This window comes from Rhodovibrio sodomensis (genome assembly GCF_016583645.1).
Taxonomy (GTDB): Bacteria; Pseudomonadota; Alphaproteobacteria; order Kiloniellales; family Rhodovibrionaceae; genus Rhodovibrio; species Rhodovibrio sodomensis.
The window spans coordinates 47052-70694 of record NZ_NRRL01000028.1 but is presented as its reverse complement, the minus strand read 5'-3'; the positions used below and the strand labels follow the sequence as shown (position 1 = coordinate 70694).

Annotated in this window: 19 protein-coding genes; 11 read left to right on the top strand and 8 right to left on the bottom strand. The window is 65.5% G+C overall.

Annotated elements, in window-relative coordinates; all coding sequences use genetic code 11:
* Positions 1-484: 484 nt before the first annotated feature.
* From CKO28_RS12095 to CKO28_RS12085, 3 genes are all read left to right on the top strand, one after another.
* Positions 485-1942, top strand: coding sequence for a methyl-accepting chemotaxis protein (locus CKO28_RS12095; protein ID WP_200341035.1), 1458 nt, complete (start codon positions 485-487; stop codon positions 1940-1942).
* A gap of 135 nt (positions 1943-2077) precedes the next feature.
* Entirely contained in the window at positions 2078-3124 is a 1047-nt protein-coding gene (gene dusA / locus CKO28_RS12090) for a tRNA dihydrouridine(20/20a) synthase DusA (RefSeq protein WP_200341034.1), read from the top strand.
* Between the two features lie 96 nt (positions 3125-3220).
* On the top strand, positions 3221-4042 hold the full coding sequence (locus tag CKO28_RS12085; RefSeq protein WP_200341033.1) for a DUF1499 domain-containing protein: 822 nt from the start codon (positions 3221-3223) through the stop codon (positions 4040-4042).
* Positions 4043-4099: 57 nt separating this feature from the next.
* Here CKO28_RS12085 and CKO28_RS12080 read toward each other — a convergent pair whose 3' ends face one another.
* On the bottom strand, positions 4100-4780 hold the full coding sequence (locus CKO28_RS12080; protein WP_200341032.1) for a CPBP family intramembrane glutamic endopeptidase: 681 nt from the start codon (positions 4778-4780) through the stop codon (positions 4100-4102).
* Between the two features lie 184 nt (positions 4781-4964).
* On the opposite strand from CKO28_RS12080, the gene CKO28_RS12075 reads away from it, so the two are divergent.
* Positions 4965-5360, top strand: coding sequence for a DUF6165 family protein (locus CKO28_RS12075; RefSeq protein WP_200341031.1), 396 nt, complete (start codon positions 4965-4967; stop codon positions 5358-5360).
* A gap of 386 nt (positions 5361-5746) precedes the next feature.
* Here CKO28_RS12075 and CKO28_RS12070 read toward each other — a convergent pair whose 3' ends face one another.
* Positions 5747-6226: a helix-turn-helix domain-containing protein gene (locus tag CKO28_RS12070; protein ID WP_200341030.1), complete on the bottom strand. Its 480-nt coding sequence runs from the start codon at positions 6224-6226 to the stop codon at positions 5747-5749.
* 134 nt (positions 6227-6360) lie between these two features.
* Between CKO28_RS12070 and CKO28_RS12065 the strand changes: the two genes are divergently transcribed.
* The 3 genes from CKO28_RS12065 to CKO28_RS12055 all read left to right on the top strand — a co-directional run bounded on the left by CKO28_RS12065 (position 6361) and on the right by CKO28_RS12055 (position 9109).
* On the top strand, positions 6361-6918 hold the full coding sequence (locus tag CKO28_RS12065) for a MarR family winged helix-turn-helix transcriptional regulator (protein ID WP_200341029.1): 558 nt from the start codon (positions 6361-6363) through the stop codon (positions 6916-6918).
* A 436-nt stretch (positions 6919-7354) separates the two neighbouring features.
* Entirely contained in the window at positions 7355-8062 is a 708-nt protein-coding gene (locus CKO28_RS12060; protein ID WP_200341028.1) for a LuxR C-terminal-related transcriptional regulator, read from the top strand.
* 252 nt (positions 8063-8314) lie between these two features.
* Positions 8315-9109 carry a response regulator transcription factor gene (locus CKO28_RS12055; RefSeq protein WP_200341027.1) on the top strand — a complete coding sequence of 265 codons (795 nt, stop codon included), beginning with the start codon at positions 8315-8317 and terminating at the stop codon, positions 9107-9109.
* Positions 9110-9764: 655 nt separating this feature from the next.
* On the opposite strand, the gene CKO28_RS12050 is transcribed toward CKO28_RS12055, so the two are convergent.
* Together CKO28_RS12050 and CKO28_RS12045 are read right to left on the bottom strand one after the other, a co-directional pair.
* Entirely contained in the window at positions 9765-10190 is a 426-nt protein-coding gene (locus tag CKO28_RS12050; RefSeq protein WP_200341026.1) for a DUF3179 domain-containing (seleno)protein, read from the bottom strand.
* Positions 10162-10551, bottom strand: a complete 390-nt coding sequence (locus tag CKO28_RS12045) for an isocitrate/isopropylmalate family dehydrogenase (RefSeq protein ID WP_200341025.1) — start codon at positions 10549-10551, stop codon at positions 10162-10164. The genes CKO28_RS12050 and CKO28_RS12045 overlap by 29 nt, the downstream gene beginning before the upstream one ends.
* 1018 nt (positions 10552-11569) lie before the next feature.
* Between CKO28_RS12045 and CKO28_RS12040 the strand changes: the two genes are divergently transcribed.
* The gene (locus tag CKO28_RS12040; RefSeq protein ID WP_338050117.1) at positions 11570-13426 is read left to right on the top strand and encodes a type I secretion system permease/ATPase; all 1857 of its coding nucleotides are present in this window, start codon (positions 11570-11572) and stop codon (positions 13424-13426) included.
* A 74-nt stretch (positions 13427-13500) separates the two neighbouring features.
* Complete coding sequence (locus CKO28_RS12035; protein ID WP_200341024.1) at positions 13501-14907, top strand: HlyD family type I secretion periplasmic adaptor subunit; 1407 nt, start codon at positions 13501-13503, stop codon at positions 14905-14907.
* A gap of 168 nt (positions 14908-15075) precedes the next feature.
* Here the strand turns inward: CKO28_RS12035 and prsR are convergent, their stop codons facing one another.
* Entirely contained in the window at positions 15076-16434 is a 1359-nt protein-coding gene (gene prsR / locus CKO28_RS12030; RefSeq protein ID WP_200341023.1) for a PEP-CTERM-box response regulator transcription factor, read from the bottom strand.
* Positions 16431-18479: an XrtA/PEP-CTERM system histidine kinase PrsK gene (prsK, locus tag CKO28_RS12025; RefSeq protein WP_200341022.1), complete on the bottom strand. Its 2049-nt coding sequence runs from the start codon at positions 18477-18479 to the stop codon at positions 16431-16433. The genes prsR and prsK overlap by 4 nt, the downstream gene beginning before the upstream one ends.
* 743 nt (positions 18480-19222) lie before the next feature.
* On the opposite strand from prsK, the gene CKO28_RS12020 reads away from it, so the two are divergent.
* A complete protein-coding gene (locus CKO28_RS12020; RefSeq protein ID WP_200341021.1) occupies positions 19223-20209 on the top strand; it encodes a hypothetical protein in 987 nt (328 codons plus the stop codon).
* A 930-nt stretch (positions 20210-21139) separates the two neighbouring features.
* Positions 21140-22060 (top strand): PEP-CTERM/exosortase system-associated acyltransferase, encoded by a 921-nt coding sequence (locus CKO28_RS12015; RefSeq protein ID WP_200341020.1) that lies wholly within the window; start codon positions 21140-21142, stop codon positions 22058-22060.
* Here CKO28_RS12015 and CKO28_RS12010 read toward each other — a convergent pair.
* Both CKO28_RS12010 and CKO28_RS29300 read right to left on the bottom strand, forming a co-directional pair.
* The gene (locus CKO28_RS12010) at positions 22055-22369 is read right to left on the bottom strand and encodes a transposase (protein ID WP_200341019.1); all 315 of its coding nucleotides are present in this window, start codon (positions 22367-22369) and stop codon (positions 22055-22057) included. The two genes, CKO28_RS12015 and CKO28_RS12010, sit on opposite strands and share 6 nt — an antisense overlap.
* A 392-nt stretch (positions 22370-22761) precedes the next feature.
* Positions 22762-22993: transposase family protein (locus tag CKO28_RS29300; protein WP_367575742.1), on the bottom strand; the 232-nt coding region annotated here is incomplete at its 3' end.
* Positions 22994-23643: the final 650 nt, after the last annotated feature.

Sequence of the window (23643 nt, the reverse complement as noted above, 5' to 3'; positions counted from 1 at the left end):
AACGGTCATCGAGACGGGGTCGGGAAAACCAGCACGAAGGCGCTGCACGCTACAGTGCGAGTAAGCGTATTGGACCCGGTCCGCGTATCTCCATACAGGCCCGCGGCGTGTAACGGCCGCATCGAGAGGCCGAAGACACGACTGCACCTGACCGCATGCCTACACCGGACCCGAGGAAAAAGGGCTTGCATCTGTGGGGGCGTCCAGACACGTCTTGGTTTTGAGCGCCCCGCGGCCCGTGAGTCGTGACATGCCGGGCAAAACAGCCGCATTTACCTTGTGATAACCGCGTGCGCGCTACCTATGTTCAGCTTCGAAAGAGGCGGCAAGGACGTGCAAGTTCAAGTGGTTAGCCACAACTCAAAGGTGTCGACCGCGGCCTTCCGACGCCTGCTTCCGGGCCTTGGGGTGCTGCGACCCGCCCGAGACCGCCGCCTGGCGCTGCCCCGCCGGCGTGTGCCGGCCACCATAAGGAATTGGTCACATGACCACCCTGGATAGCATTCGCGCCACCGCCGAGACCGCGCTGGTCGCCTTCATCGCCGCCAACGTGCCGATCGTCGCCGCGGTCGCGTTCGCCGTCGGCAACGGCGTGCTCGCGCCCAGTCTGATGGCCCTGGTGCTCACCGCGGCGGCGTTCGCCAGCTGGCGGCTCGCGCCCGGCACCGGCGGCAACCGCGCGACCTTGGCGGTGGCGATGATGGGGATGCCGGCCCTGGTGGTGTTCGCGCTGAACGGCCATGCCTGGCAGATCGACGGGCACATGTACTTCTTCGCCGCGCTCGCCATCGTCACCACCCTTTGCGACTGGCGTGCGATCCTGTTCGGCGCGGCGGCCGTGGCGCTGCATCACCTGTCGCTGAACTTCCTGATGCCGCTGGCGATCTTCCCGGACGGCACGAGCCTGCTGCGGGTGCTGCTGCACGCGGTGATCGTGGTGGTCGAGGCGGGCGCGCTGGTGTGGCTGGCGGACCGGCTGGTGCGGGCGTTCGACGGCGCGCAGCAGGCGGTCGCGGAGGCCGAGCAGGCGCGCGCCCAGGCCGAATCGGCGAACGCCGAGCGGGAGACCGCCGAGCGCGCCGCGCAACAGGAGAAGCAGCGCGCGCTGAACGAGCTGGCGGACAGCTTCGAAAGCCAGGTCGGCGAGGTGATCGCCGCGGTCGGCCAGCAGACCGGCGATCTGGACCAGGCGGTGCAGCAGATGCGCCGGATCGCCGAGGACGGCCGCGGCCGGGCGGAGGAGGTCAGCCAGTCCGCCCAGCAGGCCTCCGGCGCGGTGCAGACGGTCGCCTCCGCCTCCGAGGAGCTGCGCGCGTCGATCGACGAGATCAGCGGCCAGACCGGCGGCGCCTCCGACGCCTCCCGCACCGCCGTCGAGGTTGCCCGCACCGCCGACGGCCAGGTCCGCGGCCTGGCCGAGGCGGCCGACAAGATCGGCGACATCGTGACCCTGATCCAGGATATCGCCGAGCAGACCAACCTGCTGGCGCTCAACGCCACGATCGAGGCCGCCCGCGCCGGCGAGGCCGGCAAGGGCTTCGCCGTGGTGGCCCAGGAGGTCAAGCAGCTGGCGACCCAGACCGGCAAGGCGACCGAGGAGATCGGCCAGCAGATCGCCCGGATCCAGAGCGAGACCAAGCAGGCCGTCGACGGCATCGGCCAGGTGGTCGAGCGGATCGGCAGCCTGGACGAGATCGCCGGGTCGATCTCCGCGGCCGTCGAGGAGCAGGGCGCCTCGACCGGCGAGATCGCCCGCAGCGCCCAGGACGCGGCGCGCGCGACCGAGACGGTGACCGGCCGGATCGCCCAGGTGGAAAGCGCGGCCGGCGAGACCGACGCGCTCAGCCAGGAGGTCGCCGGCGCGGTCAGCGAACTCGGCACCCAGCAGAAACGCCTGCGCAGCAACCTGGACCAACTGCTCAGCTCGATCCGCGCGGCGTAGTAGCGTGGTCGGCACGCTGCCTCGGCGGGTGCCTTCTCCTCCCACTAGACGAGAGGCGGTAGCCTGCTCGCGAGGCGCCGCACCCGCCGTCCACGCTTGTACCGCGCGCCCTGACGCGCTACCTCGGGGAGCGTCATGACCGCGTCCCAGGACCATACCGCCGCGCCCGCGCGCCAGCCGCTCGACCGGCGGCTGTCGGTGGCGCCGATGATGGACTGCACCGACCGGCACTACCGCTATCTGGCCCGCCAGATCAGCCGGCACACGCTGCTCTACACCGAGATGGTGACCACCGGCGCGGTGCTGCACGGCCCGCGGCCGCGCCTGCTCGGCTTCGACCCGATGGAGCACCCGCTCGCCCTGCAGTTGGGCGGCAGCGATCCGGCGGAGCTGGCGCGCGCGGCGGAGATCGCGCAGGTCTGGGGCTACGACGAGGTCAACCTGAACGTCGGCTGCCCGTCCGACCGGGTGCGGACCGGGCGGTTCGGCGCTTGCCTGCTGAAGGAGCCTGAGACGGTCGCGGCGGCGTGCGCGGCGATGCGCCGGGCCTGCGACCTGCCGGTCACGGTCAAGACCCGGATCGGGGTCGACGACGTGGACAGCTACGACCATCTGCTGGCGTTCGTCGACCGGGTCGCCGCGGCCGGGGTGAGTTCGTTCGCCCTGCACGCCCGCAAGGCCTGGCTGCAGGGCCTGAGCCCGAAGGAAAATCGCGAGGTGCCGCCGCTCGACTACGCCCGGGTGCGCCGGCTCAAGGCCGACCGGCCGCAGCTCGAGATCCTGCTCAACGGCGGTTTGCAGACGCTTCACGATGCGCGCGCGGAGATCGCCGCCGGGGTCGACGGCGCGATGATCGGCCGGGCGGCCTACGCCGATCCGTGGATGCTCGCCGACGCCGACCCCTGGCTCGCCGGCAGGCCGGCACCGTGCGCCGAGCGGCGCCAGGTGGTCGACGCCATGGTCGCCTACGCCCGGCGCATGCAGGCCTGCGACGTGCCGGTGAAGCGGGTCGCCCAGCACATGCTGGGGCTCGCCAGCGGCCTGCCGGGCGCGCGCCACTTCCGCCGCCACCTGAGCGAACACACCCGCGCCGACGACGCCGCGCCCGAGCGCATCGCCGAGGCCTGGGACCTGGTCGAAGCCGCTGTCACCCGCGCCGAGGCCAAGCGCGCCGCGGCTTAAAGCGCGCGTTGGCAGGTCGTTCTCCTCTGCTCGAAGGAGAGGTGACTCTGCGCCGCCGCTCTCCTTCAACCTGCGCCGTTGATCCGGATCCACCGCATGTCCCAACCCGACGATTCCAGCTACCACAATCCCCGGCTGCTGCACCTCGCGGGGTTCCTGATCTTCCTGGGCGCGGCGGCGGTCGTGCTGGGCGGGCTGGCGGCGGCGCTGTCGGGACTGGGCAGCCGGTGGGACTGGTGGCGTTTCCAGACCGGCTTCGGCATCCTTGAGTGGGCGGTGATCGCCTGCGCCGGCGGGGCGGTGGCGAGCCTGATCGGCCTGTTGAGCGCGGTGCTTCAGCGCCAGGGCGCGCTCGCGCTGCGCGCGGTGCCGGGGATCGTGATCGGGCTGGCCGTGCTGGCCTATCCGCTGTCGCTCCTGGATCAGGCGTCGAGCGTGCCCGCGATCCACGACATCACCACCGACACCGACGACCCGCCGCGGTTCCGCGCGGTCGCCGGCGCGCGCCGCGCGGCGATGAACGCGGTCGCCTATCCGGGCGGCGACACCGCCGCCAAGCAGCGCCAGGCCTACCCCTGGATCGAGCCGCTGCTGCTCGACCGGCCGGTGCATACCGTGTTCCAGGCCGCGCGCCGACAGGTCGCGGCCGAGGGCTGGGAAGTCCACTTCGCCGAACGTTGGTCCGAGCGCGGACCCGAACGCACCGGCAGCGGCGCAGCCGCGCGCATCGAGGCGACCGCGACCAGTTTCTGGTACGGCTTCAAGGACGATGTCGTGGTCCGTATCGCGCAAGCGCCGGACGGGCGCACGCGGGTCGACGTCCGCTCCGCCAGCCGGGTCGGGATCTCCGATCTGGGCGTCAACGCCGACCGGGTACACGCCTTTCTGAATGCCCTGGCCGAGCGCCTGGAGAGTTGAGAGGCGGACACGGGCACGGCGGGCCGGAAGCGGCCGCGGGCCCTGAAACGGTCCGCCCTACTGCGGGATCGCGCCGTGGTAGAAGTAGACGCCCAGACCGCTGGTGAAGATCAGCTGCCCGGCGAAGGTGTGCAGCAGGAACACCAGCGGGAACGAGCGGGTGCGCCGGTAGGCTTCCGCGAACACCAGCCCGCCCAGGAAGGTCAGCGTGAGCGCCACCCAGTTCTGGTAGAACGCGTGGGTCAGGGAGAACGCGCCCGCGTTGGCGATCACCAGCGTCACCGGACCGGTGAACAGGTCGCCGTAGCGCCGGAAGAACAGCGGCCGGAACAGCAGTTCCTGCCCGAGCACGCTGACCAGCGGGTAGAACACCATCACCAGCGCCCAGGTCTGCGGCATGTAGCGCGGCAGGCCGAGCACCCGCTGCGGGATCAGCGCGAACACCAGCGCGAAGATCACCGCCGCCGCCAGCGCCGTGAAGCCGAGGATCAGCCGCCCGTGGCCGCGCAGGCTGGCGAGGTCGATCAGCTCGCGCCAGCGCCAGCCGGGCGTGATCGCGAGCAACAGCACACCCACCGTGGTGACGGCGGCGAGCGGCGCGAACACGCCCAGGACGTCGAACAGGGTGACATGGACGAGCGGTGCTGCGACGAACAGCAGCAGCGCCTCCACGCTGCGGCGGCCGCGGCCGGGCAGGCGGCCGCTGTCGGGGGGCAGGGCGGTCTCGCTCACGGTCATGACGGGCGGTCCGATGGCTTGGTGGTGTCGATCGTGCGCTGGGATGTACGGGCACAGCCAAAACTTGGTTCACACCCGAGGGTGTGTCATGGGCCATGCCGGGTTAGCATGAGAAGAGAGGTGCGGTGCCCGGCTTACCGGCCCGGAGGCCGCCGAACGACGTGCGAAGGAGACAGCCCAGCCGATGCGTGCATCCGCCATCACCGTCGAGGTCGCCGCCGGCGAGCTTCTGGACAAGATCACCATCCTGGAGATCAAGGAAGCCAAGTTCACCGACCCGGGCAAGCTTGCCAACGTCCGGGCCGAGTTGGAGACGCTGCGCGCGGCGCGCGACGCGAACCTGCCGGCGACGGCCGAGGTCGAGCGGGCGGTCGACGGCCTGCGCGCGGTCAACCGGCAGCTCTGGGACATCGAGGACGAGATCCGCGAGCACGAGCGCACCCGCGATTTCGGCGAACGGTTCGTCGAGCTTGCCCGCGCGGTCTACAAGACCAACGACCGCCGGGCCGAGCTGAAACGCGAGATCAACGAGGCGACTGGCTCGCGCCTGAAGGAAGAGAAGTCCTACACGGCGTATTGATCCGGGACTGCCGACGAGCGGCGTGCTGACTGGGGTCCGCGGCCATCGGGCCGGTGCCACGCAGAGGCCGCAGGGGCGCCGCGGCTAACACCTTTGGTCGATACACGGCTGCCAAACCGCACGCTTAAATTGTCCCTACGCCGCGGGTGGGGGCAGGCAACGGGCAGTCGTCAGCGTCCCCAGCAGCGTCAACCTTTCCGATCGGGGACCACGATGCGTCTCACTCGCGGATCGGCGGCGGCATCGGCGGCACCAGCCAGGGCGCGAGCTATACCGGGGAGGCCGTCCAGGCGGACGGAACGCCGCGAGGTGGGCAAGGCCGGCCGTCGACCGGGACCGGGCCGATGGGCCTGGATGCGGGCGCGGTCCCGGTCTCCTGTGGGGCCTTAAAAGCCGACCCGGCGGGCCTGGGCGTGCAGGACATCGGACAGGGTGATCCGCCGGAGCGCGGTCATCAGGCCCTGGCGCGCGCGGCCGGCGGGGTCGGCCCGGGCCGGCGGGTACGGCGTCGGCCGGCGCGCCGGGCTTGGGGCGTCGCGGGTCGCCGCCCGGTTCGGTGTTGGCCCGCCGGGAGCCGCGTCGTGCGGCCGGGACGACCCGCTGTGCGGCGGGTGCGCGGCCTCGATGATCTCGGCGATGGTGACGGCGGACGGCGGACGGGTGGGGGCGTAGCCGATCCGGGCCGGCTCCAGTTCGACCGTCAGCAGCCGGGCGGCGGTCAGGTCGCGCAGGGCGCGGTTGATGCGCGCGGCCGGCAGCTCGAGTTCCGCGGCGATTTCCGGCGCGGTGCGCGGTCCGCGCGGCCCGGCCAGCGCGATCAACGTCATCACCGACAGGGCGCAGTGGGCCGGTTCGTCGAGCACCATGGCGCCGTTCCCTCGCTCGCAGGGCAGATGATTTTAGGCTGAAACTATCCCGGCGGGTATCGGCGTTGTCAACATGGATCGCCGGGCGTAGGGTTTCGCGTATGGCGAGCCGGGAACCCCGGAGTCCGCGGGCGTTGGCCGCGGCGTTGCAGCATCTGGCCCGGCTGAGCGAGCCGGAGGCCGGCGGCGCCGGCTTGACCGCCAACCAGTGGACCGCGCTTCGGTATTTCGCCGAGGCGAACCGGTTTTCCCGCACCGTTTCCGGCTTCGCGGCCTATAACGCGACCACGCGCGGGACCGCGTCGCAGACGGTCAAGGCGCTGGTGGCCCAGGGCTATGTCAGCCGCACGCGTCTGGACCGCGACGCCCGGAGCGCCCGGATCGACGTGACCGACGCCGGCCGGCGCCAGCTGGCGGCGGACCCGGCGCAGGCCCTGACCAAGGCCCTGGCGCGGCTGCCGGCGAGCTTGCGCGGGCAGCTGGACCGGGCGGTCGAGCGGCTGACCGGCTGGGTCGCGGCCGCGCGCGGACAGAACGCCTTCGGGACCTGCGATGCCTGCCGCTACCTGCAGGGCGGCGCCAACGCGACCGCGCGCGCCGGCGGCGCCTACTGCCGGATGGTGGCGGCCTATCTCGACGGGCACGACATGCGGGGCTTGTGCGCCCTCTACGTACCGGCGGGCGCGCGCTAGGGGGATCATCCTGGCAGGTTGGATCATCTCCCCGCCCCCGTTGAATTTCGCCCGCTCTCTCAGAAGTTAGAGCGCCATGCTCGAAGGTTGGTCGGGCCTTCGAGCATGGCGCCACAGACCGGTCTACGTCCAACGAACGAGACGCGAATTCGATCGATTACCCCGCCCGAGAGCCCGGCGGCTCACGCTGGAGCGTTCGGGATAAGCCCCCCGCGCCGTCGACAGTCGGCGAGGTCCTACCGCAATGATAGGGCCACAGGGGCCAATGCGGCCCGATCTGCGCGTTGTTGCCGCGCCCGCCGCAGCGGTCCGGCGGCCGGGTCTGCTGCACCGGTCCACGGCGCTTCGCGCCGGCCGGCGGGTGCGCGATCAACGTGCACGGGCAGCGCGCAGCGGGATCTGGCAACGGGGCGCCGCTCTATCGAGGACGATAACGATGCAAACGACTGGCAGTCGCGAACTGCGGATTCTGCTTCTGGAGCCGAACCGGCTCTGGCGAGAGGGGCTGAGCCGCGTTCTGGAGGATGCGGGATACCGTGTGGTCGCGGTCGCGGGGTCGCTCTCCGACGGGCTGGCCGAGATGGCACGCTACGGCGACGCGCCGGACGTCGTCGTCCTGGACGCGAGTGCGATCGCCGAGGATCCGGCGGGCGGGTTCGACGCCGCCCGGACGCGCTTCCCCGATACGCGGATCGTCGTGTTCACCGATCCGGACGCACCGGGCGACGCGCTGTCCTGCTTCCTGGCCGGCGCCGACGGTTGCCTGATGAAGAACATCTCCGGCAAGGCGGTGGCCGGGTGCCTGGATCTCGTCGCCCTCGGCGAGCGGGTGTTCCCGGCGAGCCTGATCGGGGCGCTTCTCAAGGATCCGGGGATGGGCGGCAGCCCGTCGGCCATCCCGGAAGTCTACCAGAACCTGGCCGATCCGGCGACGGCACAGCTGTCCAAGCGCGAACGCCAGATCCTGGCCTCGCTCGCGGTCGGCCGGTCGAACAAGGAGATCGCCGAGGAGAACAACCTCACCGAGGCGACCATCAAGGTCCACCTGCGCAACATCCTGCGCAAGATCCACGCGACCAACCGGACCCAGGCGGCCGTCTGGGCGATCACCCACAAGGTATCCGACACGCCCGCGGCGCAGTGACGGACGCCCCCGCGCGCGGGCGCGCAGGGTGCGGTTCCTGGGCCAGCCAACTAACGGGTGCGAACCAAAAGGTTTAACCCGTCAAATCGCTGACCTATGCCAATTTCGGACCGCCGGTCCGAGGGAAATTGATTACAGTTCAAAAGTTGCATCCGATTTAAAGGGCGGACGTGATCCTGGCGTATGCCCGGCGCTGGGACGACGCGCCGGCGCGTGTAGACCGGGGCGTCTGAACGAAAGGAGGTCGAACGCATGGCAACCACCCGCCCCGCGACATCCGCCGCGCCCGTCGTGGCGAGCGCCGGCGAGCCCGAAACCCATGGCCGGCGCGTGCAAAGTCAGGGCCGCAGTACCGGCTGGAACGACGAGGCTGACGGGCGCCCGCTCGAGATTGTCCTGGTGACGCTGCGTGAAGGGCTTGCCCAGCAGGTCGCGGCAAGTCTGCGGCACGATCCCCGCTGCCGGCTGTCGCGCGGCGATCCCGTGCGCACCCTCCACGGCGCCGGGCCCGACAAGGTTGATGCGGTCCTGCTCGACCATCTGCTGTACACCGAGATCTACCTCAACGAACTTAACAAGGCGGCGCGCCGGGCGGTGACACTGGCGCTGCTGGAACGCTCCGAACTGTTGAACACGAGCGAGTTCCTGGTCCGCGCCGACGGCTTCCTGTTCGCCGACGGCCAGGGCGATCATGCGTACGAGGTGATCGCCTGCGCGATGGTCGGCTACTGCGCCATACCGGGCGATCTGGGCCAGGGCAATCCGTTCGCCCGCCAGCGCCTGCAGCGCGCCCGGTCGCTGGGTGCGCTCGACATGCAGATCCTGCGCATGCTGGGCCGTGGCTGGTCGAACCGCCAGATCGCGCTTGAGGTCGGCATTTCTGAGGCCCGCGTAAAGGCCGCCCTGCGCGCCCTGCTGCACAAGCTGAGCCTGACCAACCGGACCGAGGCCGCGGTGTTCTACGTCTACAACCGCGTCGCGCTGGAAAGTTCGGCGCCCTCTGATCCCCGCGGTTTTGAGGCGCGTGGCGGGCCAGGCGCGCCCTGAGATCATCCCACATGGTGACGCGGCGGTGCTTGGTGGCGAGACCCAGCTGAAAAGGCGGGCCGCCTTTTCCCATCTTGTCCTAGCTGCCGTCGCCAACGTGCCAGGTGCCGTCGGCGTCGGAGACCTCGAAGATGAAGGCGAGGGTGACGCGTTGGCCGCGTCTTCCAGGCCCTGGGCGGTTTTTAGGCATGGTTACCGGGCCGACGCCGCGACCTTGGGCGATCTCGCGCGTCGAGCGCTGAGGCTTGACGTGGGGTCCAGGCGATCTCATGGCTTCCGGTCTCGATCCGCCGCTTTTCCGCACCAGTCAGGGGCCCAGGCTGCCCGGTCGACCACGACCAAGCGCGCCATCGACGGCGGTTGCTTCGGCATCGGCCCGCGGAACAGGAACAGCCGTTCGGTGCTGTCGTAGCCGGCTAGGGGTGCGAGCGTAAGGCCGGGCGTTCGGGCTGATCGGCACCAGCACCCGAGCGTCCGGATAGCGGTCTCGGTATTCGCTCCAGCTCTACAGGCGCGGCGGCACGAAGGTCGGCTTGTCGTCGGTGTGTTCGCCCACGATGCCGCGCCGGGTAAACGGCTGCCACCAAGTATGTCCTGGTCTGGCTGCCTTACATCACGAGGTCGGCGTGGCGCAGCTTGCTGGTGGTGCCGAAGGTCAACCGTTGGCCCTCGTAGGTCGCCTCGAACACTTGATCGCGGCGTTGCACAGCGGGCAAAGGGTGAGCCCGACCGGCGTGGCGCCAACCGGGTTGTAGACGACCTCCTGCCGAGTGAAACTGCGCAATGGGTAGGCGCGTGCATCGCCATCGATCGAAAGGCCGATCACCGGTTCGCGATCGGCCAGCCAGTCCGCGCGCTCGCCAACGCGGACCAACTGGAGAGCGTCGATCCAGGAGATCCCGTCCTTGGTCACGTCGCCCGACCTAATCTCCTGGAGCGGCACGTTGGGGTTGGGGAGGTTGGTTTTAGAAAACGCTCGCTGCCAGCTCGCCGGCGCGGGCGCGGCGAAGGCGAAGCGGAGAAAGGCGAGGGCGCAGGCAGAGCGCACCCTGTCAGTCAATATCAGCAGGTTCGGAAGCATGCGCCATGCACGCGCCGGCAGGTGAACCGCAGCGGTCCAAAAAGCTATGCATACCTCGGTCCAGGATCGTCCCTTTTTTCACCGCCGCGATCACCCGGTCCGTGACCTGCCCCCTCTTGGCCGTGTCGCCCAGGTCGGGCGCGAACGTGGTGACGGAGGTAACCGGCTGTTCAGCCGCCGTCATCCGGGCGCGGGCCGGCTCGGCCTCGCTCAAAGGGTCCACCATAATCGCCGCTGTCCGGAACGGGCCAAACCGGTTTGCGATGCCGTTTCCCGCGATGTCGAGGCCAGTGCCATGGATCGGCTCGAACATCGACGGGAAGGTTCGGGCTTCAGGCATGCGGTTGATGCTCACGATCATGTTCAAGTCCATACCATGAACACTGCCAGAAATCAGAAACCGGAAACGAGAAAGCAGATGCGCTGGTTGCGTCACGCCTCGATGCGGGTCGCGTCCAATCGCAAGACCCCTCAGAAGGTGTCGGAGGTGACGAGGGCCAAGCGCCGGCCGAGCTGGCGGTTCAAGAACGCTTGAACTCGCGCCCGCGCCGATCTCCTTGTGCAACCGCGAGACCTCAGACTTCGGACCGATAGGGCTGCAGGTACGTGTGGCAAGTCGTCAACGGCGCGCGCGGAGGTTCGGTTCGGTGGACGGAAGGCAGTGGACGGAAGGCTTCCTGCGTGACTGTGACGCCCCTTAGCTCTATTGGGGGCCTAGGGCCGCTCCATGGCGCCCGGACACTGCACCCGGACACGACAAACCCGGCCGGACAGCTGGGCTGAAGCGCTCGACTGAGCGTGGGGAATCTGCAGGTCGACAACGCTGGCGCGCTTGTCGAATTGGTGATCGCGGAAGCCGTTACGATACTTTTGCCGTGCCGGCCTGCCCCAGCTGTAGCCGGCGGCGGTTAGCGCGTCGACGAGGTGGGCTGGCGCACGCCGACCGCATTTGCGAACTCCATGCGTCGCCAGGTGGCAAAGCCGACCGGCTCACGGGGGAAATCCCCATCATCGGTACTTTGAACAGCGGCCCGTAACTGGTCCATCTTGGCGTTGGTCGTGCAGCTGCGCGGCGGCTGCGTGTGCGGGATTGTCTTCCGTGCCGTTGGTCACGCGGTTCAGGTTAAGCCTAGATCAAGCACCCGTCGGCCAATGCTGGCCGACCGGAAGACGGGTAACTGGGGCGCTTCGCACGGGCGGCTGGCTGCCAACTTCCCGCCAGACGCTCGGAGGCCGATCTGGGAGACGAGACGGTGCCGAGACGACTTCTTTGACATCAGGCTAAGGCGCTATACAGATGGCTCGGCAAAAAGGCGGAAGTCGAAACCAATGTGTCGTGCTTCGCAATGGTCGGGTATGCCTGAGTAAGGACATGCTTCGTGACATCTGGACAGGCTGAGAAACGGTCGCAATCGAACCGGCTGTCGCAGGCGCTGGCGTCCGTTCGCGGACCTTTCGTGGCGACCGTCGTGTTCAGTTTTTTTATCAACTTGCTGATGTTCGTTGCCCCGCTGTACATGCTCCAGGTGTACGATCGGGTCCTCGGCAGCCGGAACGAGACGACCCTCGTCATGCTGACCATCATAGCTGGCGGCATGCTGTTCGTCTTCGGTCTCCTGGAGCTTGTCCGCTCGCGTGTCCTGGTTCGCATCGGATGCCGACTGGATCGCGTTCTTAACGATCAGGTCTTCTCAAGCGTGTTCGAACGGACGGTTAAACAGCCGTCGACGGGGCATTCGCAAGCCTTACGCGACTTGGATAGCCTTCGTGAGTTTTTAACAGGTCCGGGCTTGATCGCGTTCTGCGATGCCCCTTGGGTGCCACTCTTCCTGGCCGTCGTCTTTCTTTTTCACCCGGTGCTCGGCCTGGTCGCTCTTGTCGGTGCCCTCATCATCTTTCTTTTGGCGCTCGCCAACGAGATCTTAACTCGTAAGCCCCTATCAGACGCGTCCAAGGCAAGCGTGGGCGCGAACACGTTCGTGTCCACAAGCCTGCGGAACGCTGAAGCGGTCCAGGCCATGGGCATGCTCTCCGGGATCATGTCTCGCTGGTCGGCCAAGCATCAGGATGTGATCGGCCTGCAGGCGCAGGCGAGCGATCGCGCTGGATTGATCCTGTCGTCGTCCAAGGCGATCCGGATGTTTCTCCAGGTCGCGATCCTGGGTGCCGGCGCCTATCTGGTTCTACAGCAGGAGATCACACCTGGCACGATGATCGCCGCATCGATCATTATGGGACGCGCGCTGGCGCCGGTCGAAGCGGCGGTCGGGCAATGGCGGAGTTTTGTCAACGCGCGCACTGGATACCGGCGCCTGAACGATCTGTTGCTGAATACCAACGCAAAAAAGGAGCAGATGTCTCTGCCGAGTCCCCGGGGGCATGTCACGGTCGAAGGGATCGTCGTGGCGCCGCCGGGCTCGCGTACACCAGTGCTGAAAGGGGTCAGCTTCGAGGTGCCCGCGGGCGAGGCGCTCGGGGTGATCGGTCCGTCCGGCGCCGGCAAATCGACGTTGGCGCGCGCCCTCGTCGGCGTCTGGCCGGCGGCGAACGGGTCGGTTCGTCTCGATGGAGCAGACCTGCACGATTGGGACAAGGAACAACTCGGACCGTTCTTGGGCTACCTGCCCCAGGACGTGGAGCTTTTCGACGGCTCGGTTGCTGAAAACATCTCACGCTTCCGCGACATGGACAGCGACGCGGTCGTACGCGCGGCCGGCATGGCCGGCGTGCACGAGATGATCCTGCGCCTGCCTGACGGCTACGACACCCAGATCGGTGCGGGTGGCCAGGCGCTTTCCGGCGGGCAGCGCCAACGGGTAGCTCTCGCACGTGCGCTCTACGGGGACGTTCGCTTCGTCCTCCTCGACGAGCCGAACGCGAACCTCGATACGGAAGGCGAGAAAGCGTTGATCGCGGCGATCGGCCGGCTCCGCGGCGAGGGGCGTACGGTGGTCATCATCACACACCGACCGCAGTTGCTGTCGGGGGTGGACAAGGTGCTCGCGATCGACAGTGGGCGGGTACAGGCGTTCGGGCCGCGGGAGGACGTGCTGGCGCGTTACATACGCCCCTCGGTGGTCTCCGAGCCACATAGCGGGCGCAGCGCGTCCCCCGACCAAGGGTCACCATCGGCCGGCCGTGATGCGGGGGTGTCGAGCGCGGGACCCCAGCAAAACCCGGGCGGCGGTGAAGCCGCCCGGGGCGCCGAGGATCCGCCGGACAAAAGCCGTGGTTAGCATGCGAGAAAGCCCTGCACACCTGTCCGGCGCCGACGCGACGCAGCTCCAGGGAACCGAAAGGTCGACGAATATTGGCCGATAGGAATCTGAAACCCGCAGAACGGTCCGGCGAGGTCGTCGAATTCGGGCGTCCTGCGGACCAAGCCATCCATACCGGCACGACGAAACCGACCTACCAGCCGGGCAGCCCATACAAAGTGGTGGCGATCGGCGCGGTCATCGTGCTTGTCGCGTTTTTCGGGTTGGGAACGTGGGCCGCACTGGCCCCCCTGGACAGCGCGGCGCTCGCCCCGGGGACCGTGACGGTGGAAAGCAACCGAAAGCTGGTGCAGCACCCCGAGGGCGGTGTCGTCAGGGAGATTTCGGTGGCGGAAGGGGCCCGCGTGCGGGAAGGCGATTTGCTGGTCAAGTTGGATCCAGTCGCACCGAGGGCCAACTTCGAGGCGGTTCGCCAAAAGCTCAATTCCGCGCTGGCGCGTCGGGCACGGCTGAAAACCGAGCGCGCGAACAAGGCGCCGATCGAGTTCCCGCGAGAGTTGGTGCAGCAGGCCGACGAGGGCGAAGCCCAGGCCCGTCAGGTGATGGCGACGGCACGCAACCAGTTCCGCCAACGCAGACAATCGCTTCAGGGCCAGACGGCGATCCAGCGCGAGCGGATCAGCCAGATCGAGCAGAAGATCGCGGGGCTGAAGGCGCAGCGCAACAGCCACGAGCGCCAGGTGTCGATCATGCGTGACGAGTTGGCGGGGCTACGTGACCTGTACGAGAAGGGCTACTACCCGCGCACACGCATTCTGGAGATGGAACGCGAGCTCGCGCGGCTGGACGGACAAATCGGCTCGACGACCGCCTCGATCGCGCAAGCCCGCAACGCGATCAGCGAGGCGCGCCTTCAAATCGAACAGCTGAGGCAAGAGTTCAACCAGGAGGTGGCGCGCTCGTTGAGCGAAGTTGAGGACCAGGTTGCCGAGCTGCGGCAGCAGCTCGTCGTCGCGGCCCAGAAGCTCGATCGCACGGCGATTCGCGCGCCTCAGGACGGGGTTGTCCAGAATCTGACAGTGCACACGGTGGGGGGCGTCGTCCGGGCCGGCGCGGAAATCATGCAGGTGATCCCTGTCCAAGACCGCTTGATCATCGAAGCCGAGGTGACGCCGCGCGACATCGATATTGTCGAGCAAGGGCAGAACGCGGAAGTGCGGATGTCAGCGCTATCCGGGCGAACCACGCCCACCCTGATCGGGACGGTGACGCACGTCTCTCCGGATCGGGTCGTCCGCGAGCAGGAGAGCGGACAGACCCGGAGCTTTTACAAGGCCAGGGTGGAGATCCCCCCCGAAGAGTTGGACAAGCTGGGTACGCAGAAGCTGCAGGCCGGCATGCCCGCGGAGGTTCTGATCAATACCGGCGAGCAGACCGTTCTGGACTACCTGATCCGTCCGATCACGGACGCGATGGCGCGCGGCTTTATCGAGCCGTAATCCGGCGCGAAAAGGCGCGTCGTGCTTATCGCGTCCCTGGCTGCGGTACGATCATACGATCGCTTGAGATGCCCGTGCTCGGCACAGGCCCCGTTCGCACATGGACCGTGCGACGCACCAGCCATCTGAGACGGAGGTCTTCGACCGCCTTGCAGCCCAGGGCGGCGGCTACGACGAGCCCTGCTTCAGATTGTGATCCGCCAGCAGCTGGTAGAAGGTCGGCCGGCTGACCCCGAGCAGCCGGGCCGCTTCGGACATGTTGCCGCCCGCGCGCCCCAGGGCCTTCTGGATCGCGTGGAACTCGCCGTTGCGCCGGGCCTCCTTGATGGTGGGCACGTGCTCCGTGCCCTGGACGTCGAGCCCGAGATCCGCGGCGGTGATCTTGCCGGTGGCGCTGACGGCGCCGCGCTTGACCCGGCTCTGCAGCTCGCGAACATTGCCGGGCCAGTCGTGCTGGGTGATCGCTGCCAGCGCGTCGGGTGCGAAGGCGAGGGCCCCCAGGCCCTGCTCGCGAGCCCAGCGGCCGAGGAAGTCCTGGGCGATCATCAGGGCGTCTTCCGGCCGGTCCCTGAGCGGCGGGATCACGATCGTGGTTTCGCCGAGGCGGTAGTACAGGTCCTCCCGGAAAGTGCCTTCGGCGACCATGGCCTTCAGATCACGGTTGGTCGCCGCGACCAGGCGGAAGTCGACGTTGATCGCCTGGCGGCCGCCCACGCGTTCGACCGACCGCTCCTGGAGCGCGCGCAGCAGTTTGCCCTGGAGGGCGAGCGGCAGGTCCGCGATCTCGTCGAGCAGCAGCGTGCCCTTGTGGGCCTTCTCGATCTTGCCGGGGGTGGTCTTGTTGGCGCCCGTGAAAGCGCCCTTCTCGTAGCCGAAGAGTTCGCTTTCCAGCAGGTTTTCCGGGATCGCGGCACAGTTGATGGCGACGTAGTGTCCCTGGGCCCGCTTGCTTTGGGAGTGCAAGGCGTGGGCAACGAGTTCCTTCCCCGTTCCGCTCTCGCCGTTGACCAGCACGGAGACGTCGGCGCGGGCGAACTGGACCACCTGCTTGGCGACCCGGCGCATCCGCTCGTTGCCGGTCAGCAGGCCCGGGATGGCTGCCTCGTGCGCGCTTTCCTGCAGGTCCCGGTTCTCACGTTCGAGGGCGTGCAGGTGACTGGCGCGTCGGACGATGAGATGCAACTCGTCGACATCGATGGGCTTACGGTAGAAGTCGTAGGCGCCGCGGTTGACGGATTCGAGCGCGTGCTGGCGTTCCTTCTGCCCCGTCATCACGATCACCTTGGTCTCCGGGGACCGCCGGAGGATGTCGCTGAGCGCCGCCAAGCCCTCGCTCGGACCGTCGGGATCGGGCGGCAGGCCAAGGTCCAGCAGCGCCACCGCCGGCGCGTCCTCGTCGACCGCGCGTACGGCCTCATCTCGATCGGCGCATTCGACGGCATCGAAGTCGGTGAACGCCCATTTCAGCTGTCGGCGCAAGCCCGGATCGTCGTCGACGATCAGGATGCGCGTGCCCTCGCTGCTCATCCCGTGGCCCCCAAGGTGGCGTCGTCGCCGGCGCCCGCCAGCGCCGGTAACTTCAGGCGCATGGTCGTACCAGAACCGGGGCTGCTGATCACGTCCAAGTCACCCCCGCGCTCGCGGGCGAACTCACGGCACTGGTAGGCGCCGACGCCGAACCCGTGGCGCTTGTTCGACCGGAAGGGCGAGAACAGGCTGTCCCGGATGAAATCGGCCGACATGCCCGGACCATCGTCGATCACGTCGACGATGGCCGCGCCCGCCTGCGTATCGACTTCCACGCTCACCCGGCCGTTCGGCCCGGTCGCCTCACCGGCGTTGGCGAGCAGGTGCCCGACGATCGCCACGAGGCGGTCCGGGTCGGCGGGGACCTCCAGGGTCTCGGCACTTGGACGAACCGCGACCTCCACCTGGCCGCCGGCGGCTTCGAATTGCTGCGCGGCCTGCTGGACCGCCGAGGCGAGCGGGGCGCGCGTCCCCTCGACCGTGGCTTCGTGGCCTTCCCGCAGCGCGTTGAGCCGGTCCACGAGGTATTGCATGCGCTCGACAGTGTAGCCGACCGTCTGGCGCATGTCCTGCTGGAACTCCGGATTGTCGGCGTAGCGGTCGAAGTTCTTGAGCATGACCGAGAGCTGGCTCATCAGGTTCTTGATGTCATGCGCGACGAACGCGTACTGCCGGTTGAAGCGCGCAAACTGCCGGTTTTCCTCCAATTCGATCGTAGCCCGCTTCTCCGCCAGCTGGCTGGCGCACTGCCGGGCGGCCAGCAGCATCAGTTCCTGGTCCTCCATGTCGAAGTCATGGTGCGCGCGCGGGGGTGCGAGAACGATGAGCCCAAGCAGACGATCCTCCTGCGGAAGCGGGACCGCGAGCCAGCAGGTGTCGCTGGAAACCTCCAGCGTCCCTTCGAGCGTACTGCCATGAAGAATCTGGAACCGTCCGTCTGATCGTTGAAAAGTCTTGGCGGGCAGTTGATTCGGCAGGCCCGGGGGCCGGAAGTTCCAGGTCGCTTGCAGGCGCGGCCGATCGCCGTCCATCAGCCACAGCGCGCCGCCGGGCACCTCCAGCACGTTCGCGCAGGCGCGGATCACGCGGTTTTCAAGGGGGCTGGTCACTTCGGTCGCCAGGGTATTCATGAGCTTGCGCCACTCGTGCTGGTAGTCGTATTTCCGCGTGAAGAAGTGACGGCTGAGAAAGAATTTGATCTTGGCCCGAGTGGTACCCGACGCGAGAAAGAAGACCATCGCGAGCGCGGAGACGAACAGGACGACGATCTGAGCCTGGACGGATAGCAGGCCCGGGTTCGCCTGGGCCACCATCCCCAAGGCGCCGACGAGGACGAAGTACGCTCCGAGCGCTATCAGGACCGTGGAGTACAGCGCTGCTTGATGAGAGACCCGGAAATCCGAACGTCCGGGCTGAAACCGGAACAGGCCGATAGCGATCGGAACAGCCGTTACCGCGCTTAGTGGACCTCGGGTTGTGAAGGCAATTGTGTTCGGAAAGGCGTTCATCCACGAGGCCGTTAAAACGGCGACGTCGTACCCGAAAAGGGCGATCAGGGGGAAGGCAAGGGCTTTCAGAGCCCACCGTTCCGACTCCCCAGCACCGCGGAACACGCTCACCGCCATGACGAGCCCGAAGGCGGCGGCGATCAGGCTCGTTACAACGACAGTTGGCGCTCCAAGGGAATCACCGATGCTGCTGTAGCCCCAAACCAAGTTGACCGAAAGTAGTACAAAAAGGGCCAGGACCGCATAAACAACCGGCAACCGAGAACGCTTGCAGGCCAGAGCTGTGAAGAAAACGGCCCAAGCCATCGGGCGAAGCGGTTCTGTTACGAGCTTGAGAAAATAGCCGAGTTCGTTTGCCAGGAAGGGCGTTACGCTCCATGAAGCGTGCGTGAGACACGCCCCGATCAGCAGGTACGAACTTAAGTGTTTTTGCGGACGCAGCGATTGAATTACCGCCAGCACCAGGAACGCGGCTGCGCTCGCTGCAAAGCCGAGACTGGGGATCATCATTTGACTACGCTCATCGACCAGTACCATTGTTTCTCGGGGGGGCAGTTTGACGGGCCTGCGTTTTGCAAGCAAACTGTCGATATGAATCGCGCCAGGGTGCCGAGAAACCGGTCGGACCTGTGACCCCATGAAGTTGCCAGATGGTCCGCAGCGGAGATGCCTAAGCGGCCCGTCGCGACCGTGCCGCGTCCTTCGGACCGCTTAATTCGGACCCGGACCCGCAGTTACGGGCCGTTCGTCACGCTTGGGCGTCTTCGCCTAATGGTGATTAGGCGGCGCTCCATATACCTGGAACAGTGAACGGCGGGCTCTCGCGCGCACCTGAAGGCCGAATTCGTCTCTGCCAACTTGGTCTACTGGGCCGATGCAGGCCCTGCGAATCCGGACCGGGCGAACAAGGGACATCAGCTTCGCTGTCATCGCTAACTGGCCGGTTAAAGCCGCGGGGCACGCGTGGGTTCGACGGGGGATGGGTCGGGCTTGGTCTCGACGAAGCCCCTAACAAGCCCCGGAAACACCTCGCGACGATCGTGCACAGTATAGCAGACAGCGCTCGCGGGCTCACCCGTGCGTATAGCCCAAGCTCCTTGGGTTGTTAGCTGGACTTTACAACATTGGGCCGAACCCGCGGCGTACCTGTCAGAATTTTTTACAGATGGCGTTGCGCGGCTAATTGCGTCGGAGCTAACCTCCTGAAAACTTGCGCAAAAACATTTTGGCATACGCTTTGCAGGGTGCTCAAACACACGCCAAACCCTGGGAGGTTTCGAATGACACGCAGGATCTTAGCACTTGCCCTGGCTTCGCCAGTTGCTCTGTGTGCGGGGCTTGCATCGGCTTCAAGTCTCGACAATACGTTGCCCGCGGGCACGTTTCAGCTAGATGACAACGACTTTGAGAACTATTATGACATCAACGGTAACGGTGTCGTAGATGCTGGTGACCGGTTTCTCCAGTTCATCGAATTTGATGACCTGAACAAAATTTCGGCGCCGCCGTCGACAACGGTAATTAACAGTGACCCAGAAACAACCGGCATTGCCGCGTTTGAGGTCTTGTCATCTGAGACTGACTCTACTGAAACTGCGATCTATGACCTCGCCGGCGGCGGCTTTGAGTCGCGACAGGTCGGTGGTCTTGAGCTCGGAAAGCTTCAGGATGGTGACACGATCTTCACCTTCCTCGATACTTTGCAGGCCGGTTTGGGCACGGGTCTACAGACGAACGTTACAAGTCAGGGTAGTTCGATGGGGGATCCACTAGGGTTCATCTTCTCCGACAGTACCGATGATATATCTACCAGTCTCCAGCTCGCGAACAGCACCTACGGTAACTTAACAGAACTCTTCAATGTGACGACATCCGGAGACTTGGAGTATACGCTGGATTTTGATGCGGGAGACGGCGATAGAGTTGGCGCAAGCGGTGGTTTCCTGCTTCAACTTGGCGGGCCGGCGTTGGCTGCTGGGCAGAACCTCGGTAATCTCGGTAACTCGGTCGTAACGATCGCGGAGGAGTTCACGCCGGGGTTCTATCTGGCGCAGCGCGGTAGCCGACCCGATTTTCGTATCATAAGCGGAACTTTCGCCAGCGCCACTGGCGGCGTCTCTGGGGATGGCATTGCCCCTACGGCTGGCATCCAAAGTAACGTCACTCTGCAGGCTGTGAGGGTTCCCTCGCCGTCGACTGGGTTGTTGTTCGGCATCGGCCTGATTGCTCTGGGCGGCGTAATTCGTCAGCAAGCACGCAGGGCCTAGCTGATCAGCGGTCTTCGCGCGGGTTGGGCTGCTGCACAAAGCTGCCCGACCCGCGTCCGCGGGAGGGCGACAGAGGTGGCCTGTTGCCATGCGCAGGTACCACCGGCTAACGATCTGTAGCCGGTAAGTGTGTCGTTCACCGACAAGGGCGGCAACCGATTGCGCACTCAGGCACGCGGCTTCTTCGGGTATGGGGCGTTCCACACGACGCACGTTGAGTGCTTTGGGGTCTGGAATCGGTATCCCGAATAAACCGTTGTGTCTTCTTGAGCGCGCTATGGCGGTGGGTCTCCACCGAACAACGCTTGGGATGGTTACGAAAGGTCTGACTCCGGTGCGCTGGGCGGGCGGTGGATCGATCGCCCGCGTCTCACGTCGGGCCCTTGATCTCCAGCATGTGCTATCTGCTGTGCCGTAAACCGTGTGTGCGGGTTGCTAACCCGTGCGGGCTGAACCTGGCCCGCGACGATCGCGATCGGTCGGTACGTTGCATGTTTCTGGGAGTCGGAGCAGGTAACAGGCCGTCGCGCCGATCGATAGCCTATGACTGGCTTACCGCGCCCGTGTAACCGCGCGGGTTACAACGACGCCGGCCAAATTGCTCGTTCGACCAAGTGTTCGTCAACGTAACCGTCCCGGGCCTCTGATTCAGCTGAGAACTTGATCGCGAAGATGCACAATAAATATAAGCGAGAAAATAAAAACGCAGTGGTGTCGTCCTACGGCAAATAAAAAATACATGTGAAAGGAATAACAACAGCACGTCTGACGTGCTATCGATAAAAGTATGTCGCATTTGATAGAAAAATGTCACATGTTGTACGAGAACGACACTCGACAGCCAATCCATAAAAACTTACCTCATTCACGCATCGTTAACAGAAGTGGTGGTTATACTGCCGCTAGGTAAATTCGGCTAAGGAGATCTGAATGCTTGACGCCAAACTGGACGCGCATTCCGAGCCGTGTATACACACTGAGAGCAAGCAACTGCAGCCGGAGGTTGACCCACAGGCGCACACACCGAGGAACGACTTTGATCGTTTTTTTGCCGTATCTCAAGCGATGTCCGAAGGCGATATGGTACTTGCATATCGTCTCCGATACCAAGTCTATTGCGTAGAGAACAACTTCGAAGACCCGGCGGATTTTTCGGACGGTCTTGAGCGTGATCGTTACGACAGGAATAGCCATCACGCGCTCTTATGGCATCGCGCAGGGGAAACCGCTGTCGGAACGGTTAGGTTGATTACACCGCAAGGATCGGGTTTTACGGGATTACCCGTAAATGAACTGCCCGACAGTCCTTTTGGCGACATGGATTTGCCGGGCAATGTTAAGGTAGCTGAAGTGTCACGCTTCTGCGTCGTAAAAGGTATGCGGCAGAGAAACGGCGAGGATCAACATGCGGATATCAAATGGCCGTACGAAGAGACCGCGCTATCTATCCGCCGGCACATGCCAAACATTTCACTCGGGATTATGAAAGGTGTTGTCTCGCTCGCGCGACGGCTCGACGTGTCGCATCTGTGCGCTGTCATGGATCCGGCATTGCTCGTGTTGTTGCGGCGCGTTGGCATAAATTTTACGCCCGTTGGACCGAAGGTGGACTATCACGGCTTACGTCAGCCGTGTCACCGTGCTCTTGCTGACATATCAGCCGAGATGCGGGAGTCCCGCCCGGAGCTGTGGGAAGTGGTGTTTGGCGGCGACGGCGAAGAGCATTGTAGGTCGAGCCAGCCACGCGGTGGTGACGGCGAAGGGATGGATGCGCTTAGACTTGGCACGACTTTTCCAACCGTGCCTTCGCCCCGCGACCCTGGATGCAGGGCTGTTCAGTTTTCTTCATGAGCCGGCATAGTCGAAGAGTTTGTCGGGGTTGAGCGCGGTTGCGTAGCGCGCTTGAGCCACGTTGCGCACGCCGTTCGCCCGGAGGATGTTGAGCGCGAAGCTGCGGATACGAGTGAAGGGCCCGGGTGGGATACGGATCCGGCTGTGATCTTCGCCCAGGGTCACGTCGCGGACGTGATGGTTGCGGTTCTCGATGGTCCAATGCGCGCGCACCGCCTCGGCGAAGTCGGCGGCGGACAGCGCGATCTGGCAGACATAGAACGCGGTTTCGCTGCGTTCAGTCCAGCGGCCTGTGGCCGGCTGCTTCAACTAGGTACACGCATGCGGCCCGCACGATCAGTCCGTCCCAGGCGGGATCCAGTTGATCGCTCACGTCGAAGGTTTCGACCGAGCGGTGCTCCTGTCGGCCGTGCCGGTTGCGAACAACCGTCTCGTCCCGGTCGCGAGGCGACTGGGACCGGGCAAGATGCTGAACGCGGCCCAGGTGGTGTGGTTGGTTGCCTTTGACCTGCGCCAAGACCGCGTTACCGCTCGTCTGGGCGGCCTCAAAGGTTTTTTTGGCAGTGGAGGGCGTCGACCGTGAACAGGACGCCGGAGACGTTCAGGTCCGCGATCATCTCTTGCACGGCAGCCACCTCGTCGCTGGACCCATCGAGTTCGGTGTGTGCCAGGATGAGCGCGTCGTCCGAGGCGAAGGCGCNCGCGCAGCGTGTTCAGCGCGGGCGCCCGGGTCAGGCGCGTGCCGAACAGCTCATTGAGCTGATGGCGCCGTTCCCGGATGAAGGTGATCACGTCGCGGTACGACCGCGCGCCCGCCAGCACGGCCAGGACCGTGAACACCATCAAGGGCGTGAAAGGATAGCGCTGCCCCCGGGTGCCGCGCGGGTCGGTGACATCTTGGAGGGCCTGCCAGAGACACGGAAACGGTGTCATGGCAACTCCGTACGCTGTTCAGAGTTGCCAACCCAGGAGTCACATCTCAGCGAGCTCGCAAAGACTCGTTTCTGGTGGATGACCCGCCGCTCGGACTCGCCTCACGCGAGGCCACTCACTCTACCCGCGAACACTGAACAGCCCTGGGAGAAGCCCTGGTGTAGTCAAGCCTGATGTTGTTGGCCATGGCGGAAGCAACTTAGAACCATTTTACACGCTTGATTTCTGGAACCCATCACTTGCACGCCCGATACAGGGAACTAGTTTTGCAGCACCGAGTGTTATGCGCCGAGCAGTTGGAGTTAGAGCTACTTTCGGAGACTATATTAATGCTCCTGCAATAAAGGCATTGATTATCAATAAGTCGGATTTACGAGGAAACAAACAGGAAGAAGTCGGTTGGGGGAAGGCAAGCGAGCTTGATCAACTTTGTACGTGTGAAGATAATGAGGTAACCGTTCTGTACAAGGGATATCTCGATCCAAGACGATGGATGCGCTTTCCAATACCCGAGCCCTCGGGTGGTTTTGTTTCCATGACAAGGGTAAGAGCGACGTTTTGTCTATTTCCCGACACTGATCCTGATGATGCGATCAATTATACCCGAGCGGGTGTCAACATCGTGTTTCGTCCCAACACTAGAGGGCACC

Excerpts from the sequence above, each read along its gene's own strand:
- CKO28_RS12095 (WP_200341035.1), top strand. The coding sequence starts at position 485 with ATGACCACCCTGGATAGCATTCGCGCCACCGCCGAGACCGCGCTGGTC.
- dusA (WP_200341034.1), top strand. The coding sequence starts at position 2,078 with ATGACCGCGTCCCAGGACCATACCGCCGCGCCCGCGCGCCAGCCGCTC.
- CKO28_RS12085 (WP_200341033.1), top strand. The coding sequence starts at position 3,221 with ATGTCCCAACCCGACGATTCCAGCTACCACAATCCCCGGCTGCTGCAC.
- CKO28_RS12080 (WP_200341032.1), bottom strand. The coding sequence starts at position 4,780 with ATGACCGTGAGCGAGACCGCCCTGCCCCCCGACAGCGGCCGCCTGCCC.
- CKO28_RS12075 (WP_200341031.1), top strand. The coding sequence starts at position 4,965 with ATGCGTGCATCCGCCATCACCGTCGAGGTCGCCGCCGGCGAGCTTCTG.
- CKO28_RS12070 (WP_200341030.1), bottom strand. The coding sequence starts at position 6,226 with ATGGTGCTCGACGAACCGGCCCACTGCGCCCTGTCGGTGATGACGTTG.
- CKO28_RS12060 (WP_200341028.1), top strand. The coding sequence starts at position 7,355 with ATGCAAACGACTGGCAGTCGCGAACTGCGGATTCTGCTTCTGGAGCCG.
- CKO28_RS12055 (WP_200341027.1), top strand. The coding sequence starts at position 8,315 with ATGGCAACCACCCGCCCCGCGACATCCGCCGCGCCCGTCGTGGCGAGC.
- CKO28_RS12050 (WP_200341026.1), bottom strand. The coding sequence starts at position 10,190 with ATGCTTCCGAACCTGCTGATATTGACTGACAGGGTGCGCTCTGCCTGC.
- CKO28_RS12045 (WP_200341025.1), bottom strand. The coding sequence starts at position 10,551 with ATGATCGTGAGCATCAACCGCATGCCTGAAGCCCGAACCTTCCCGTCG.
- prsR (WP_200341023.1), bottom strand. The coding sequence starts at position 16,434 with ATGAGCAGCGAGGGCACGCGCATCCTGATCGTCGACGACGATCCGGGC.
- prsK (WP_200341022.1), bottom strand. The coding sequence starts at position 18,479 with ATGGTACTGGTCGATGAGCGTAGTCAAATGATGATCCCCAGTCTCGGC.
- CKO28_RS12020 (WP_200341021.1), top strand. The coding sequence starts at position 19,223 with ATGACACGCAGGATCTTAGCACTTGCCCTGGCTTCGCCAGTTGCTCTG.
- CKO28_RS12015 (WP_200341020.1), top strand. The coding sequence starts at position 21,140 with ATGCTTGACGCCAAACTGGACGCGCATTCCGAGCCGTGTATACACACT.